At 63.9% G+C, this 15373-nt stretch carries 14 protein-coding genes; 6 read left to right on the top strand and 8 right to left on the bottom strand.

Annotation, left to right across the window (positions count from 1 at the left end; genetic code table 11):
• Positions 1 to 10 precede the first annotated feature (10 nt).
• Entirely contained in the window at positions 11 to 313 is a 303-nt protein-coding gene (locus FJ418_RS06285; protein WP_073986813.1) for a DUF982 domain-containing protein, read from the bottom strand.
• A gap of 296 nt (positions 314 to 609) precedes the next feature.
• On the opposite strand from FJ418_RS06285, the gene FJ418_RS06280 reads away from it, so the two are divergent.
• Positions 610 to 2067: an NCS1 family nucleobase:cation symporter-1 gene (locus FJ418_RS06280; protein ID WP_140864305.1), complete on the top strand. Its 1458-nt coding sequence runs from the start codon at positions 610 to 612 to the stop codon at positions 2065 to 2067.
• Between the two features lie 95 nt (positions 2068 to 2162).
• Here FJ418_RS06280 and FJ418_RS06275 read toward each other — a convergent pair whose 3' ends face one another.
• The 5 genes from FJ418_RS06275 to tpiA all read right to left on the bottom strand — a co-directional run bounded on the left by FJ418_RS06275 (position 2163) and on the right by tpiA (position 7472).
• On the bottom strand, positions 2163 to 2708 hold the full coding sequence (locus tag FJ418_RS06275; protein ID WP_140709760.1) for a DUF1697 domain-containing protein: 546 nt from the start codon (positions 2706 to 2708) through the stop codon (positions 2163 to 2165).
• A gap of 23 nt (positions 2709 to 2731) precedes the next feature.
• The gene (locus FJ418_RS06270) at positions 2732 to 4369 is read right to left on the bottom strand and encodes a CTP synthase (RefSeq protein WP_140642644.1); all 1638 of its coding nucleotides are present in this window, start codon (positions 4367 to 4369) and stop codon (positions 2732 to 2734) included.
• A 206-nt stretch (positions 4370 to 4575) separates the two neighbouring features.
• On the bottom strand, positions 4576 to 5703 hold the full coding sequence (locus FJ418_RS06265) for a L,D-transpeptidase (protein WP_140782792.1): 1128 nt from the start codon (positions 5701 to 5703) through the stop codon (positions 4576 to 4578).
• Between the two features lie 212 nt (positions 5704 to 5915).
• Complete coding sequence (secG, locus tag FJ418_RS06260) at positions 5916 to 6401, bottom strand: preprotein translocase subunit SecG (RefSeq protein WP_140782793.1); 486 nt, start codon at positions 6399 to 6401, stop codon at positions 5916 to 5918.
• A 303-nt stretch (positions 6402 to 6704) separates the two neighbouring features.
• Complete coding sequence (gene tpiA, locus FJ418_RS06255) at positions 6705 to 7472, bottom strand: triose-phosphate isomerase (protein WP_140864303.1); 768 nt, start codon at positions 7470 to 7472, stop codon at positions 6705 to 6707.
• Between the two features lie 143 nt (positions 7473 to 7615).
• On the opposite strand from tpiA, the gene FJ418_RS06250 reads away from it, so the two are divergent.
• From FJ418_RS06250 to glp, 5 genes are read left to right on the top strand one after another with little or no spacing between them, the layout of a single operon-like run.
• Positions 7616 to 9511 carry a peptidyl-prolyl cis-trans isomerase gene (locus tag FJ418_RS06250; RefSeq protein WP_140864301.1) on the top strand — a complete coding sequence of 632 codons (1896 nt, stop codon included), beginning with the start codon at positions 7616 to 7618 and terminating at the stop codon, positions 9509 to 9511.
• Positions 9508 to 10518: an anthranilate phosphoribosyltransferase gene (gene trpD / locus FJ418_RS06245; protein ID WP_140864299.1), complete on the top strand. Its 1011-nt coding sequence runs from the start codon at positions 9508 to 9510 to the stop codon at positions 10516 to 10518. The genes FJ418_RS06250 and trpD overlap by 4 nt, the downstream gene beginning before the upstream one ends.
• 4 nt (positions 10519 to 10522) lie before the next feature.
• Positions 10523 to 11335: an indole-3-glycerol phosphate synthase TrpC gene (gene trpC, locus FJ418_RS06240; RefSeq protein ID WP_140653119.1), complete on the top strand. Its 813-nt coding sequence runs from the start codon at positions 10523 to 10525 to the stop codon at positions 11333 to 11335.
• 1 nt (position 11336) lies between these two features.
• Positions 11337 to 11813: a cyclic pyranopterin monophosphate synthase MoaC gene (moaC, locus tag FJ418_RS06235; RefSeq protein ID WP_140864297.1), complete on the top strand. Its 477-nt coding sequence runs from the start codon at positions 11337 to 11339 to the stop codon at positions 11811 to 11813.
• A complete protein-coding gene (gene glp / locus FJ418_RS06230) occupies positions 11813 to 13018 on the top strand; it encodes a gephyrin-like molybdotransferase Glp (protein ID WP_140856770.1) in 1206 nt (401 codons plus the stop codon). The genes moaC and glp overlap by 1 nt, the downstream gene beginning before the upstream one ends.
• Positions 13019 to 13081: 63 nt before the next feature.
• Here the strand turns inward: glp and FJ418_RS06225 are convergent, their stop codons facing one another.
• Positions 13082 to 13912, bottom strand: a complete 831-nt coding sequence (locus tag FJ418_RS06225) for an alpha/beta hydrolase (RefSeq protein WP_140864295.1) — start codon at positions 13910 to 13912, stop codon at positions 13082 to 13084.
• A gap of 54 nt (positions 13913 to 13966) precedes the next feature.
• Positions 13967 to 15214 (bottom strand): kynureninase, encoded by a 1248-nt coding sequence (kynU, locus tag FJ418_RS06220; RefSeq protein WP_140864612.1) that lies wholly within the window; start codon positions 15212 to 15214, stop codon positions 13967 to 13969.
• Positions 15215 to 15373 lie beyond the last annotated feature (159 nt).

Raw genomic sequence — 15373 nt, 5'->3', positions numbered from 1 at the left:
CCGGCTTAGCCTACCGCCTCAGGGCGTAGACATTGTCCATCGACGCACCACCCAGCGGCAGCGCCATGTCGTCGTCTAGCAGCCGGGTGATGCGGGCAAAGCCGACAAAGGCTTTGCGCGCTTCCTCGGCCGACATCTTGCCCGACACAGCCGCCGCGCAGCAATTCAGGGCGCATTGATAAACCGGGCCGCGTCTGCCCGTTGGCCACTTCCGCAGGAACACCATCGCCTCGGAGACGCTATCGACTTCCTCCACAGGGTATCCCTGCCCACGCGCAATTCGCACTGGGGTAAAGAAATGCAAGCGATCCATAGTTTTCCTCCCGGTCGGCCGCAGAGCAGCCGAACCTTATTAAACGCACGTCTTATGGATCGGTTCCAAACAAATTTGGTTGCTGTCGGAAAAAATTCGGAACCGGCAAGCCTGCGCGAAAACCGCTTGGCGACTCAGCTCGGTTCAAGTCCGAAGCCGTCGGATAACGGCGATTCTCATTGAATATCTTTAAGGCGAAAGCCGGCAAATGGGTTGCTTGCCGGTTCCCCGGCGTCAGGCTTAACCTCTACAGTCAAACGCGTGAGGGCGCGTTTGCAACAAGGGGAACACTTGCAATGACCATTCAAGGCGCATCGCCTGACCTCTACAACGAGGATCTGGCTCCGGCAACGGTCAGGAACTGGGGACCGTTTTCGATCTTCAACGTCTGGACCTCGGACGTCCACAGCCTCTGGGGCTACTACCTGGCGGCCAGCCTGTTTCTGTTCTGCGGCGGCTTCGTCAACTTCATCATCGCCATCGGCATCGGCTCGCTGATCATCTACGCGCTGATGAACATGGTCGGCTATGCCGGCGTGAAGACCGGCGTGCCCTACCCCGTGCTTGCCCGCGCCTCCTTCGGCATCTGGGGCGCCAACGTCCCGGCTCTGGTGCGCGCGATCGTCGCCTGCTTCTGGTACGGCGCCCAGACGGCCGCGGCTTCAGGCGCCATCGTGGCGCTGCTGACGCGCCTGCAATGGTTCGACGAGTTCAACAAGAGCTCGCACTTTCTGGGACATTCGACCCTGGAGGTGATCTGCTTCGTCATCATCTGGGCGCTGCAGTTGCTGATCATCCAGAAGGGCATGGAAACCGTCCGCCGCTTCCAGGACTGGGCCGGCCCGGCCGTGTGGATCATGATGCTGATCCTGGCTATCTATCTTTGCGTCAAGTCGGGCACTTTCGCCTTCACCAGCGACATCCCGATGGATGTGCTGCTGGACAAGACCAAGGACGCCGGCGTTCCGGGCGAGCCCGGTTCCTGGACCGCGCTGTTCGCGGTGGCGGCGATCTGGGTGACCTATTTCTCGGCGCTCTACCTCAACTTCTGCGATTTCGCCCGCTATGCGCCGGACAAGGCGGCGCTGCGCAAGGGCAACATCTGGGGCCTGCCGGTCAATCTCATCCTGTTCTCGCTGGTGGCCGGCGTCACGACGATCGCCGCTTATGACGTCTACCATGAGGTGCTGCTCCATCCCGACCAGATCTCGGCCAAGTTCGACAGCTGGTTCCTGGCCGCTCTCGCCGCGTTGACCTTCGCGGTGGCGACGCTGGGCATCAACGTCGTGGCGAATTTCGTCTCGCCGGCATTCGACTTCTCCAACGTCTTCCCGCGCCAGATCGACTTCAAGAAGGGCGGCTACATCGCGGCGCTGATCGCCCTGGTGCTCTATCCCTTCGCGCCATGGGAAGGCAGCGCCGCTTCCTTCGTCAACATCATCGGCGCGACGATGGGACCGATCTTCGGCGTGATGATGGTCGACTACTACCTGATCCGCAAAAGCGAGGTCGACGTCGAGGCGCTCTATCGCGAGGACGGCGAGTTCCGTTTCCAGAGCGGCTGGCATGTCAACGCCTTCATCGCCGCCGGCATCGGCGCCATCTTCTCCTCGATCCTGCCCAACTTCACCAACTGGCTGCCGTCCTGGTGGGGCGTCTATGGCTGGTTCTTCGGCGTGGCGATCGCGGGCGCCGTCTACTACGTGCTGCGCACCATGGCGCTCGGAGCAGGTGCGAAGGTGGCGAAGGCTTGAAAATGAGGCAGTAGGCAGTAGGGCTTAGGCAATAGAGAACACTCTCCTACTGCCTACTGCCTACTGCCTACTGCCTACTGCCTACTGCCTACTGCCTACTGCCTACTGCCTACCATCTCCGCCAAGCGCCGCACCGTGTTCCAGTTGCGCGACGTGCCGATGCCCATGCGCTTGTGGCTTGCTGCCGCGAGCAGGCGCGAGCTCGGTCTTTCGCGGGAAAAGACCACCCAGATATCGCCGTCGACCAAAAGCACCTTCTCGTCCTCGGCAGCGTAGGCCTGGAGCGCTGCGGCGGCCTCGACGGGCGCCGGCCTGCGCATGACGCGCACCGCCACCTGGTCGGCGGCGTCCGCGGAATCGTCCGGGAATGGATTGCCGGCCGCGAGCTTCAACCAATCCTCCGCGCCGCGCACGATAATATCGACATGGCGGCCGAAAGTCTCTTCGAAGGCCTTTTCCAGCCGATGCTCGAGATCGGAAATTCTGGCCGTCCGCGCCTCGAAGACCAGATTGCCCGTCGCCACCAGCGTTCGGACGTTCTTCAGGCCGATCCTTTCGGCCATCGCCTTGAGGTCCGACATGACGACCCGCCGTCCCTCGCCGAGGATGATGCTGTAAAGCAGCGCGACGTAAGTCTGCATGGCACGGTTCGCCAGCCGATCGCTCAGACCAGCCGCGACTGATCCACCGCGGCCGAGATGAAGCTCGCGAACAGCGGATGCGGGTCGAGCGGGCGGCTCTTCAGCTCGGGGTGATACTGCACGCCGATGAACCAGGGATGGTCGGGATATTCGACCGTCTCCGGCAGCACGCCGTCGGGCGACATGCCGGCAAACACCAGGCCGCAATCCTCGAGCCGCTGCTTGTAGTCGATGTTGACTTCGTAGCGGTGCCGGTGGCGCTCGGAAATCTGCGTGTCGCCGTAGATATCCGCTATTTTCGAGCCCTTGGCGAGTTCGGCCTGATAAGCGCCAAGCCGCATCGTGCCGCCGAGATCGCCTGTGACCCTGCGCTTCTCAAGCATATTGCCCTTCAGCCACTCGGTCATGAGGCCGACGACGGGCTCGTCGGTCGGGCCGAACTCGGTCGACGATGCATGGTCGACACCCGCCAGCGAGCGGGCCGCCTCGATGCAAGCCATCTGCATGCCGAAGCAGATGCCGAAGTAAGGCACCTTGCGTTCGCGCGCGAACTTTGCCGCCAGGATCTTGCCTTCCGAACCGCGCTCGCCGAAGCCGCCGGGAACAAGGATGCCGTGCACCTTCTCCAGCCATGGCGCAGGATCTTCCTTCTCGAAGATCTCGCTTTCGATCCAGTCGAGCTTGACCTTGACGCGATTGGCGAGGCCGCCATGCGACAGCGCCTCGATCAGCGATTTGTAGGCGTCCTTGAGGCCGGTATATTTGCCGACGATGGCGATCGTCACCTCGCCTTCCGGATTGTGGATGTGGTTGGAAAGCTTTTGCCACGGCTCCATGCGCGGCTTCGGCGCCGGGTCGATGCCGAAGGCCGCCAGCACTTCCGAATCGAGGCCTTCCTGGTGATAGGCCAGAGGCACGTCGTAGATATGCGGCACGTCCAGCGCCTGGATGACGGCGCTTTCGCGCACGTTGCAGAACAGCGAAAGTTTCCGACGCTCTTCCTTCGGGATCGGCCGGTCGGCGCGCACCAGAAGGATGTCCGGCGCGATACCGATGCCGCGCAGTTCCTTGACCGAATGCTGCGTCGGCTTGGTCTTCAATTCGCCGGCGGTCGGGATGTAGGGCATCAGCGTCAGATGCACATAGACCGCATTGTTGCGCGGCAGGTCGTTGCCGAGCTGGCGAATCGCTTCCAGGAACGGCATCGCCTCGATATCGCCGACCGTGCCGCCGATCTCGCACAGCACGAAGTCGTAGTCGTCATTGCCGTCCAGCACGAAATGCTTGATCTCGTCGGTGACGTGCGGGATCACCTGGACAGTCGCGCCAAGATAGTCGCCGCGCCGCTCGCGCTCGATGATGTTCTTGTAGATGCGGCCGGTGGTGATGTTGTCTTGCTGGTTTGCCGAGCGCCCGGTGAAGCGCTCGTAATGGCCGAGATCGAGGTCGGTCTCGGCGCCGTCATCGGTCACGAACACTTCGCCATGCTGGTACGGCGACATCGTCCCGGGGTCGACATTGAGGTAGGGATCGAGCTTTTTGATCCGCGCGCGATAGCCTCGCGCCTGCAGAAGAGCCCCAAGAGCTGCTGCGGCGATGCCTTTTCCGAGTGAGGAAACCACGCCGCCTGTGATGAATACATATCGCGCCATGGGAGTCATCGCTTAACGCGGCCTGATTGATTCCGCCAGAGAAAAAACCGCCGCGAAGGCTTTTTCCCTAATGGCGCGGGTGCTCGCAAAGAGCCTTTCCCGAAGCATATCGCCCAAACGCATGGAACGGTTTGAGGGAACGACATGCTTCAAGGCAAAGATTCAAAACAAAAGGGCCGGCGTCGCCGGCCCTTTGGGCAGTTTGTTGGAAATCGTTAGATGATAACGACCTTGGTGCCGATCCTGACGCGGCTGTAGAGGTCCATGACGTGCTCGTTGATCATGCGGAAGCAGCCGTTCGAGGCGCTGGTTCCGATCGACTGGGGAGCAATCGTGCCATGGATGCGCAGATGCGTGTCCTTCTTGCCGTCATAGAGGTAGATGGCGCGCGCGCCGAGCGGGTTCTGGCCGCCGCCGTTCATGCCGTCCTTGTACTGGCCGTAATGCTTAGGCTCGCGCTTCTGCATGTCGAGCGTTGGGATCCAGCGCGGCCATTCCTGCTTGTCGCCGACAGCCACGGTGCCCTTGAACTGCAGTCCTTCGCGACCGACCGCGATGGCATAGCGCCGCGCCGTCGAAAAGCTCTCGACGAGGTAAAGGCGACGAGCAGTGGTATCGATGACGATGGTGCCCGGCTCATAACCCGAGAACGCAACGTCCTGCGGCACGAATTCCGGCTTCACCTTGAAGGGTCGCTTGGCGTCCTTCTTGGCCAGCGCCGAATCGAGCGCGCGGGTCTCGGGCAGGTAGCTGATCGAAGTCGATTGTACGCCGCCGCCGAAGAGGCCGTCGAACAGACCGCCGCTGCTCGCCTGTTTCTGGCCGGGCTGCTCACTGCGCAGTTCACCGTTGTTGCCGGTGGCGGCGATGTTCATGGCCTCAGCCGGGATAGGCTCCTCGGCCTTGGCCGGGATGATCGGCGCGACCGGCTCCAGCAGCGAAATGATCTTGGTGGTCTTCTTGGCCGGCTTGGCGTCGGCGACTTCAGCCGGCGCGGCCGTACCCTTCTTGGCAAGCCATTCCTGGCGCGCCGCGTCAGCCTTGGCCTTGGCGGCCTCGCGCATTGCCATCTTGCGAGCCTCGAGCGCCTTATCCTTTGCCGCCTGCTTGTCGGCGGCGATCTTGGCCTCGAGCTTGCCGATCTGCGCGAGATCGTCAGAGGTCGGATTTTTCTTCTTCTTGAGAAGCTTCAACTGCGATGCGTCGCTCTTGGCGGCGACAGGAATTGCGTCGGTCTTCTCTACCGACGGTGAAGAGACCATGTTTGCCGGTCCGGCGATGGCCGCGGAACCCATGCCGAGGACGGCACAGACTCCCAAAATGATGAAGCTGCGAAGCTGCATGGCGAAGATCCGATCGTTCAAATGCAAGTTGCCCACGGCGTCGCCCGGCGCCCCCCAAGGACGCCGAAAAGTGCCGCGCGCAATCTATAATCGATTAGCCGTCATCGCCTCAAGCTGAGGCAGGCGCTACGCCCGATTGAATCTTCGTGATCGGGCGCGCATTTGCCGCGACTGTGTTCAAAGAACAACAGATCGCGGCCGAGCCTGTCCGGCTACTGGTTCGGAACCTGAGGGGTGACCGGCAAGGTGACGCCGTTGGCCGCCGGCGCGGTGGTCGGATTCGCGGGCGCCGGAGCAGGCGTTGCGGCCGGGGCCGGCGCGGTGGTGCCATTGGCAAGCGGCGTGGTGGTCGTCGCACCGCCGGCCGGGGCCGCGGGTTGCGAGCTGCCCACCGGTCCATTCGATCCCGGCAGCTGGTTGAGCACGCCGTTGCCCGAGGTCGACGTTGCCGGACGGTCGAGGATGTCGATCGGCTTTTCGCCGTAGCGGGCAATGATCGACAGCGCCAGCGACGTCACGAAGAAGGCCGCCGCCAGGATGGCGGTGGCGCGGGTCAGCGCGTTGGCAGCGCCCCGCGCGGTCATGAAACCGGAACCGCCGCCGATGCCCAGGCCGCCGCCTTCGGAGCGCTGCAGCAGCACCACGCCGACAAGGGCAAGCACGACCATGAGGTGGACGACGATCAGTACGGTTTCCATAATTTATCCTGGCGAGGCCTTGCGCGCGACCGCGCATACGACCGATGATTTGGAGGCGGCTCCTTACAATGCTTTGGCGGCATTTCCAAGCCCGTGGCCGGGAATATGGGAACCAATGCGGCCATTACAACGATTTAGCCCACGCGAGCCTGGGAGACGGCTAGGGTGTGTTGAGATTCAGGTCAGGCCGAGCCGAGAACGGTGGTTTCCGAGAAACGGAGCGGAGCGTACTAAAGTACGTGAGCACCGGAAGCGCAGGAAACCATCGTTCGCAGGCCGGCATCACCTGAATATCAACGCAGGCTAAGCCATGTTCATATAAGCTTCCGCTATGGCCAGGAAGTCGGCCGCCTTCAAGCTGGCGCCGCCGACCAGCGCGCCGTCGACATTGTCGACGCCGAGCAGTTCCACCGCGTTGGAAGGCTTGACCGAGCCGCCATAAAGAATGCGCATCCTGGCCGCGGCATCGCCGAGCAGCGCCGTCAGCTTGCCCCGGATATGCGCGTGCGCGTCGGCGACGTCGGCGGCGGTCGGCGTCAGGCCGGTGCCGATGGCCCAGACCGGCTCGTAGGCGATGATGGTGTTGGCGGCGGTGGCGCTCGCCGGTACGGAACCGTCAAGCTGGCGCGACAGGACATCGAGCGTGGCGCCCGCCTCCCGCTCGGCGCGCGTCTCGCCGATGCAGATGATGGCCACCAGTCCTGCCCGCCAGGCCGCCGATGCCTTGGCATGGACCATTGCATCGTCGTCGCCGAACAGTTCGCGGCGCTCGGAATGGCCGACGATGACGTGGCTCGCGCCGGCATCCTTGAGCATCTCGGCCGAAATCTCGCCCGTAAAGGCGCCGCTCTCCTTGGGATGGCAATCCTCTCCACCGGCCCGCACCGGCGTCCGCGACAGGATCTCGGCGGCGCGCTGGAGCAAGGTCGCCGGCACGCACACCAGCGCTTCGGTCTCCGCGTCGAGCCCGCTCATGAACCCGTTGCCGATCGACCGCAGCTCGTTGAGCGAGGCGCTGGTGCCGTTCATTTTCCAATTGCCGGCGACAAGCGGGCGGATTCCAGGGGTCATGGGGCGCGTTCTCCGAGCGACATTAAGCAGCGCCCTCACTACCAAAATCAGGTCACAAAGCAATCGACAGTGGACCGGAAGGGCGCTATTGCGCTTGTTTCAGACTCGGCGCATGCGAAAATGCGCAAAAATCGGAAGTATGCATGCTTGGTATATTGAGAAGCGCGGCGGGCACCTGGGTCGCGAAGGCGTTGCTGTCCTTGCTGGTGATCAGTTTCGCCGCCTGGGGCATCACCACCCGCATGGTGGGCGGTGTGCTGGGCGGTCATCACGCGGTCATCACGGCCGGTGGTACGGAGGTCTCGATCAACGAGTACCGCCTCGCTTACGACCGCCAGCTCAGCCTACTGTCGCAGCAATATGGCCAGCGCATCACCCACGACCAGGCCAAGCTGCTCGGTGTCGACAACCAGGTGCTGGCGCAGCTCGTTTCGGGCGCCGTGCTCGACGAACAGGCGCGCAAGCTCGGGCTCGGCCTCTCCAAGGATCGGCTGGCCGAACTGACGCGCGAGGATCCGGCTTTCAAAGGCCCCGGCGGCCAGTTCGATCGTCGGACCTTCGAGTATCTGCTGCGCGAGCTTGGCATGCGGCCTGAGGACTACCTCAGGAACCGCTCGCAGGTGGCCGTGCGCCAGCAGATCGTCGAGGCGATCTCCGACGGCCTCAAGGTTCCGCAGACCTTCCTGAAGGCGGTCTCTCTCTATCGCGGCGAGGATCGCACGATCGACTATCTCGTGCTGCCGAAGACGCTGGTGCAGCCGATCGAGGCGCCGTCGGACAGCGCCCTCAACGCCTATTTCGACGCCAACAAGAAGAACTATGCCGCGCCGGAATATCGCAAATTCTCCTATGTCAGGTTGGAGCCGCAGGACATAGCCGATCCGTCCGCGGTGACCGACCAGCAGGTCAGCGAGGACTACAACAAGAATATCGCGCGCTACACGACGCCCGAGATGCGCACCATCGAGCAGCTGGTGTTCAAGACGCCGGATGCGGCCAAGGCCGCTTTGGATTCGCTGAAGGCTGGCGCTACCTTCGACAAGCTCGTCACCGCCGAAGGCAAGACGCAGGCCGACACGCTGCTCGGCACGCTGGCCAAGGACAAGATCGCCGACAAGGCGGTGGCCGATGCGGCTTTCTCGCTCAATGCCAACGAGGTCAGCCAGGTCATCCAGGGCGCCTTCGGTCCCGTGCTCTTGCGCGTGACCGAGATCAAGCCACAGGTGGTGAAGCCGCTTTCGGAAGTGTCCGACCAGATCCGCAAGGACCTGGCGCTCGGCGAAGCGAACCGCATCCTGCTCGACGTGCATGACAGCTACGAGGACACCCGCGCCTCGGGCGCCTCGCTTGCCCAGGCCGCCGACAAGCTGAAGCTCAAGGTCGTCACCATCGACGCCATCGACCGTACCGGCCAGCGGCCGGACGGCACGATCGTCAACGACCTGCCGCAATCGGCCGAGCTGATCAAATCGGTGTTCGCGGCGGAGCCCAATACCGAGAACGAGGGCCTGACGACTGCCGACAACGGTTTCGTCTTCTACGAAGTGCAGTCGATCACGCCGGCGCGCGACCGCACGCTGGATGAAGTCCGCAAGAAGGTCGTCGCCGACTGGACGGAGGCCGAGACCGACAAGCGGCTCGACGCTAGGGCCCAGGAGCTGGAAAAACGCCTCAAGGCAGGCACCACGCTCGATATCATCGCCGGCGAGCTCAAGCTCGACAAGCAGACCAAGCGCGGTCTGAAGCGCGAAGCCGACGATGCCGATTTCGGCAAGGAAGGCGCCGCGGCCATGTTCGGCGTCGGCGAAGGCGGTACCGGTTTGATCGCCTCGCCCACCGGCGACGGCCAGATCCTGTTCAAGGTCGCCGAGGTCTTCGAGCCGGCAGGCGCCGATGGCAGCGCGGTGCCGGACGACGCGCAGAAATCCTTCGGCGCCGGCATGTCCGACGATCTGCTCGACCAGTTGGTGGCGCAGTTGCAGTCGCAATATGACGTTCGCATCGATCCGAACGCCGTTTCGCAAGCACAGACACGATGAGCGCTCTGAAGACACACATAGCCAAGGTCGCCACGGGCACCGCGCTTTCCTTCGAGGAAGCGCGCGAGGCGTTCGACATCATCATGTCGGGCGACGCGACGCCGGGCCAGATCGGCGGCTTCCTGATGGCGCTGCGCGTGCGCGGCGAGACGGTAGGCGAGATTTCCGGCGCGGTCGCCACGATGCGCGCAAAGATGCTGCGCGTCGAGGCGCCGCAAGGCGCCATCGACATCGTCGGCACTGGCGGCGACAATTCGCATTCGGTCAACATCTCGACCGCTTCGGCCTTCGTCATTGCAGCCGCCGGGGTGCCGGTCGCCAAGCATGGCAATCGCGGGCTGTCCTCGCTGACCGGCTCCGCCGACGTGCTGACGGCGCTGGGCGTCAGAATAGACATCCCGCCGGAGATGATCGGCCGCTGCATCCATGAGACCGGCGTCGGCTTCATGTTCGCGCCGGCGCATCATCCGGCGATGAAGCATGTCGGGCCGACCCGCGTCGAGCTCGGCACGCGCACCATCTTCAACCTGCTCGGGCCTTTGTCGAATCCCGCCGGCGTCAGTCGCCAGATGGTCGGCGTCTTCCTGCCGGAGTGGATCATGCCGGTGGCCGAGACGTTGAAGGCGCTGGGCGCCGACCATGCCTGGGTTGTCCATGGCGACGGCTATGACGAGATCACCACGACGGGTGAAACCCAGGTGGCGGAGCTTGTCGGCGGCGAGATCCGCAGCTTCATCCTGACGCCGGAAGCCTTCGGACTGAAGCGGCACACCAAGGAAGAGCTGCGCGGCGGCGACGCCGCCTACAACGCCAAGGAACTGCGCGATATGCTGGGCGGCGCCGCTGGCGCCTATCGCGATACGGTGCTGATGAATGCCGGCGCCGGGCTGGTCGTGGCCGGCAAGGCGACGACGCTTGCCGACGGCATCGCGGCGGCGGCGCAAGCGATCGACAGCGGTCGCGCGCTTGGCGTGCTGGACAAGCTCGTCGAGATTTCGAACGGATAAGGCCTTGTCGGACATCCTGCGCAAGATCGAAGCCTACAAGCGCGACGAGATCGCGGCAGCCAAGCTCGCCATGCCGCTCGCCGAGATCAAGGCGAAAGCCAGGGACGCCGAGCCGCCGCGCGGCTTCCTTGCTGCGCTCGAGGCCAAGCGCCGGGGCGGCGGCTTCGCGTTGATTGCCGAAATCAAGAAGGCCAGCCCCTCCAAGGGGCTGATCCGCGCCGATTTCGACCCGCCAGCCTTGGCCAAGGCCTATCAGAAAGGTGGCGCGACCTGCCTTTCGGTGCTGACCGACGCGCCATCCTTCCAAGGCGCGCCGGAATTTCTCACCAAGGCGCGCAAGGCGGTGTCCCTGCCCGCATTGCGTAAGGATTTCCTATTCGACCCTTACCAGGTCTACGAAGCACGAGCCTGGGGCGCAGACGCCATCTTGATCATCATGGCAAGCGTGGACGATGCTCTGGCGAGCGAATTGGAAGCTATCGCCTTCGAACTCGGGATGGACGCGCTGATCGAGGTGCATGACGAGGCCGAAACGGAGCGCGCGCTAAAATTGTCGTCGCGACTGATCGGTATCAACAACCGCAATCTGCGGACCTTCGAGACCAGCCTTGAGACTTCCGAGCGGCTGGCGCGAATGGTGCCGGGCGGCTACCTGCTGGTCAGCGAGAGCGGCATCTTCACCCACGGCGACTGCCTCAGGATGCAGAAGACCGGCATCAGCACCTTCCTGGTCGGCGAGAGCCTGATGCGGCAAGCGAACGTGGCCGCGGCGACCGAGCTTCTGCTGACAGGCAAGGCAGCGGCCGAGGCCATCTGAGATGGCCCTCACCCATCTTGGCGCCAAGGGCGAAGCCAATATGGTCGATGTCGGCGACAAGGCCGAGACGATCCGCACGGCGATCGCCGAAGGTTTTGTCTCGATGCGGCCGGAAACGCTGGAGATGATTCTCGCCGGCGACGCCAAGAAGGGCGATGTGCTGGGCACAGCCCGTATCGCCGGTATCATGGCCGCAAAGAAAACGCATGAGCTGATCCCGCTCTGCCATCCGCTGCTTCTGACAAAAGTTGCCGTCGAGATCGAGCCGGACCGCACGCTGCCTGGCCTCAGGGTCACCGCGCTTGCCCGCGTCACCGGCAAGACCGGCGTCGAGATGGAGGCGCTGACCGCGGCGTCGGTCGCCTGCCTCACCATTTACGACATGGCCAAGGCGGTGGACCGCGGCATGATGGTTTCCGGCATCCGGCTGGTCGAGAAGACAGGCGGCAAGTCCGGCGACTACAAGGTGGATGCCTGATGGCCTTGGTTCCGGTCGCCGAAGCGCTCGAACGCCTGCTCGACGGCGCCGCGCCATTGCCCGGCGAAAGCATTCCGCTCGCCGAAGCGGCTGGACGGGTCCTGGCGGAGCCGGTCGTGGCGCTACGCACGCAGCCGCCGTTCAACGCCTCGGCCATGGACGGCTATGCTGCAAGATCCGCCGATGTCGCTTCAGCGCCGGCTGAACTCGAGGTCATAGGCATGGCGCCCGCCGGGCGCGGTTTCTCCGGGACCGTCGGCAAAGGCCAGGCCGTGCGCATCTTTACCGGTGCGCCGCTGCCTGAAGGCGCCGACACCATCGTCATCCAGGAAAACGTCCGCGACCTTGGCAACCGCCAGATCGAAGTGACGGAGCCGACCGCCGAAGGACGCAATGTCCGTCGCCGCGGGCTCGACTTCGGCCAAGGCGACCTGCTGCTCGAAAAAGGCCGCGCGCTCGACGCGGCGGCCCTTTCGCTGGCGGCGTCGGCCAACCACCCCGCCTTGAACGTCGTGCGGCGGCCGCTGGTTGCGATCATCGCCACCGGCGACGAATTGCTGCCGCCAGGCAGCGCGCTCGGTCCCGACCAGATCATTTCGTCCAACGCCTATGGCGTCGTTGCCGCCGCCCAGTCGGTCGGCGCGCGCGCGCTCGATCTCGGCATCGCCGCCGACCGCCAGGAGGCGATCGCCGCGCTGGTCAGGAAAGCGGTCGAGGCGAACGCCGATGTTATCGTCACGCTCGGCGGCGCCTCGGTCGGCGACCACGACCTGATCCATGACGTGCTGACCGGCGAAGGCATGAAGCTCGACTTCTGGAAGATCGCCATGCGCCCCGGCAAACCGCTGATGTTTGGCCGGCTTGGCAATGTCCGTTGCATCGGCCTGCCCGGCAATCCGGTGGCAAGCATCGTCTGCTCGCAACTCTTCTTGAAGCCGCTGCTTGCCAGGCTCGGCGGCCGCGATCACCGGCAGGACGTGCGAACGGCCAAGCTGGGCGCCGCGATGCAGGCCAACGATTTCAGGCAGGACTACGTGCGCGCCATCGTGCGCGAGGACGCCGGCACCCTGGTCGCGACGCCTTTCGGCATCCAGGACTCCTCGATGCTGCGCATGCTTGCCGACGCCAACGGCCTGATCGTGCGCCAGCCCTTCGCGCCCGCCGCGCAGGTCGGCGCCGAGTGCAGCGTGCTGATGCTGCGCTGAGCCGGTCTATCCCGCCGTTTTAACGCAATTCTCGACCGAAACCGTCCACACCGCCGAATTGCTCTATTCGGCGATCAGTGCGCGAGTGAGGGGATGATCCGGGTCGGCGAGACCATCGACGACATTGAAATGATGCCGGTCCGGCTCGACCACTGAATGGGTTACAGCGCCGAGCCCGGTCCAGATGTTGGCAAGCAATGTACTCTGGCGCAGGAATTCCGAACGCTCGCCGCCGCCGACCCAACAGGTGATGCGGGCTCCCCGCCGAGGCCGCAGCAAAGCCGGGCTTTCGCTCAACGCTTCCTTCTCGTCGATGTTCAGGGTCTCGTTCAGTGCGGTGAACATCAGCGGCCGAAGGTCGTGCAGGCCTGAAATCGAAACGACCTGGCGTATGCGCCGCGTCACATCGGACGACAGCGGCGAGGCCGCGGTCACCATCCGGCTGGCGAGATGCCCGCCGGCCGAGTGCCCGGTCAGCACCAGCGGACCATCGACCATCGCCGCCGCCTTCTCGATCGCTGCCGCAACCTCGTTGACGATGCCGCTGATCCTGGTCTGCGGGCAAAGCGTGTAAGAGGGCATGGCGACGGCAAAACCGTGGCCGACCGCACCTCCAGCCAGATGCGACCAGGAGGTCTTGTCTGATTCCATCCAGTAACCGCCATGGATGAACACGACGAGCCCCTTTGGCGCAGCAGGTGGGAGAAACAGATCGAACCGGTTGCGCGGCGCTTCGCCGTACACGATATCGAACCGCGCCCTGCCTTGCGCCAGCAGCTTTTCCCGAAAGGCCCGCGCCGGTTGATCCCAAGCCGCGGGCCAGCGGTCGCCGCCGGCGATGTTCGCGCCGTTGGCATAGGCGTTGTCCCAGTCGGCAATACGGTGTCCGAGCAACGGCCCCTCCACGATCAGCTCAATGTCGAGTGGTTTTGATTGGCATCGCCGCGGTCAGGTAACGGTTGTCTTGACCGCGAAGCGGGCTTCTCGCCAGACGCCGGTCCGCAAGATGTCCTCGAGCACTTCGACGGCATTCCAGACATCCCTGTAGCCGACATAGAGCGGGGTAAAACCGAAGCGCATGGTCGACGGCGCCCGAAAATCACCGATCACGCCGCGTTCGATCAGGGCCCGCATGATCTGGTAGCCATGCTGGTGAATGAAGGAAATCTGGCTGCCGCGTTTGGGGCCGTCGCGGGTGCTTTCCAGCGTAAGATCGTAACCGCCGCACCGTGCCTCGACGAGTTCGATGAACAGATCGGCCAGCGCAATGCTCTTCCTCCGCACCGTCGCCAGGTCAACGCCGTTCCAGATGTCGAGCGCGCCTTTCAGCGTCCGCATCGACAGGACCGGCTGCGTGCCGCACAGAAATCGGCGGATGCCGGTGCCTGGCGCATAGGCTTGCTCGAAGGCGAACGGCCGTGCATGGCTCCACCACCCGCTGAGCGGCTGCCGCACATCGGCAAGATGCCGCTCGGCCGCATAGATGAAGGCAGGAGAACCTGGCCCGCCATTGAGATATTTATAGGTGCAGCCGACGGCGAAATCGGCGCTTGCCCTGTCAAGTTCTACCGGCATGGCGCCCGCGCTGTGGCAGAGATCCCATACGATCAGCGCACCGGCGTCATGCGCCATGCGCGTAAGCGCCGCCATGTCGCGCAACTCGCCGGATTTGTAATTGACGTGGTTGACCAACACCACCGCCACGCGTTCGTCGATCAGTTCCTCGATGGTCGGCGCGTCCACGCCAGCCAGGCGCAGGACAGTGTTCTTTCCGGTCGAGGCCACCCCTTCGGCCATATAGATATCGGTCGGAAAACTGTCGCCCTCGGCAACGATCACGGTTCGGTCCGGCCGCATCGCCATCGCCGCGTGCAGCACTTTGTAGATGTTGATCGACGTGGTGTCGCAGACCACGGTCTGGCCCGGCGCCGCGCCGATCAGGCGTCCGAGCCGGTCGCCCAGCTCGACCGGCATGTCGAACCATCCATCCTTGTTCCAGGCACGAATGAGGTCATGCGCCCACTCCTCGGCAGCTGCCTTGCGCAACTCATCGAATGCGGCGTGCGAGGCCGCTCCCAACGAATTCCCGTCGAGGTAGATCACCCCCTCCGGCAGGACAAAGCGATCGCGCAGGGCGCGCAGCGGATCCGCTGCATCCATCGCCTCGGTCTCGGCGAGATCAGGAATTCCCCCCATCATGCTGCCGCCTCCATTTCGGCATGGCGCCTCTCACGGCTGGCCAAGGACGGTTGTCTCACCACCGTCCGTGCCACGGCAAGAACCTTCTGCGCTATGTTAGCTGGTCCATAGACGGCGAAGACCATGGATCGGAATCATTGCCGAAGTTGGCATTTT

Origin of the sequence: Mesorhizobium sp. B2-8-3 (assembly GCF_006440815.1) — a bacterium.
Taxonomy (GTDB): domain Bacteria; phylum Pseudomonadota; class Alphaproteobacteria; order Rhizobiales; family Rhizobiaceae; genus Mesorhizobium.
Note: the sequence above shows the minus strand (reverse complement) of the source record. Positions and strands in the feature narration are given on the sequence as shown.

What these genes read in the sequence shown, in the direction of transcription:
- FJ418_RS06285 (WP_073986813.1), bottom strand. Translation starts at nt 313, where the DNA reads ATGGATCGCTTGCATTTCTTTACCCCAGTGCGAATTGCGCGTGGGCAG.
- FJ418_RS06280 (WP_140864305.1), top strand. Translation starts at nt 610, where the DNA reads ATGACCATTCAAGGCGCATCGCCTGACCTCTACAACGAGGATCTGGCT.
- FJ418_RS06275 (WP_140709760.1), bottom strand. Translation starts at nt 2,708, where the DNA reads ATGCAGACTTACGTCGCGCTGCTTTACAGCATCATCCTCGGCGAGGGA.
- FJ418_RS06270 (WP_140642644.1), bottom strand. Translation starts at nt 4,369, where the DNA reads ATGACTCCCATGGCGCGATATGTATTCATCACAGGCGGCGTGGTTTCC.
- FJ418_RS06265 (WP_140782792.1), bottom strand. Translation starts at nt 5,703, where the DNA reads ATGCAGCTTCGCAGCTTCATCATTTTGGGAGTCTGTGCCGTCCTCGGC.
- secG (WP_140782793.1), bottom strand. Translation starts at nt 6,401, where the DNA reads ATGGAAACCGTACTGATCGTCGTCCACCTCATGGTCGTGCTTGCCCTT.
- tpiA (WP_140864303.1), bottom strand. Translation starts at nt 7,472, where the DNA reads ATGACCCCTGGAATCCGCCCGCTTGTCGCCGGCAATTGGAAAATGAAC.
- FJ418_RS06250 (WP_140864301.1), top strand. Translation starts at nt 7,616, where the DNA reads ATGCTTGGTATATTGAGAAGCGCGGCGGGCACCTGGGTCGCGAAGGCG.
- trpD (WP_140864299.1), top strand. Translation starts at nt 9,508, where the DNA reads ATGAGCGCTCTGAAGACACACATAGCCAAGGTCGCCACGGGCACCGCG.
- moaC (WP_140864297.1), top strand. Translation starts at nt 11,337, where the DNA reads ATGGCCCTCACCCATCTTGGCGCCAAGGGCGAAGCCAATATGGTCGAT.
- glp (WP_140856770.1), top strand. Translation starts at nt 11,813, where the DNA reads ATGGCCTTGGTTCCGGTCGCCGAAGCGCTCGAACGCCTGCTCGACGGC.
- kynU (WP_140864612.1), bottom strand. Translation starts at nt 15,214, where the DNA reads ATGGGGGGAATTCCTGATCTCGCCGAGACCGAGGCGATGGATGCAGCG.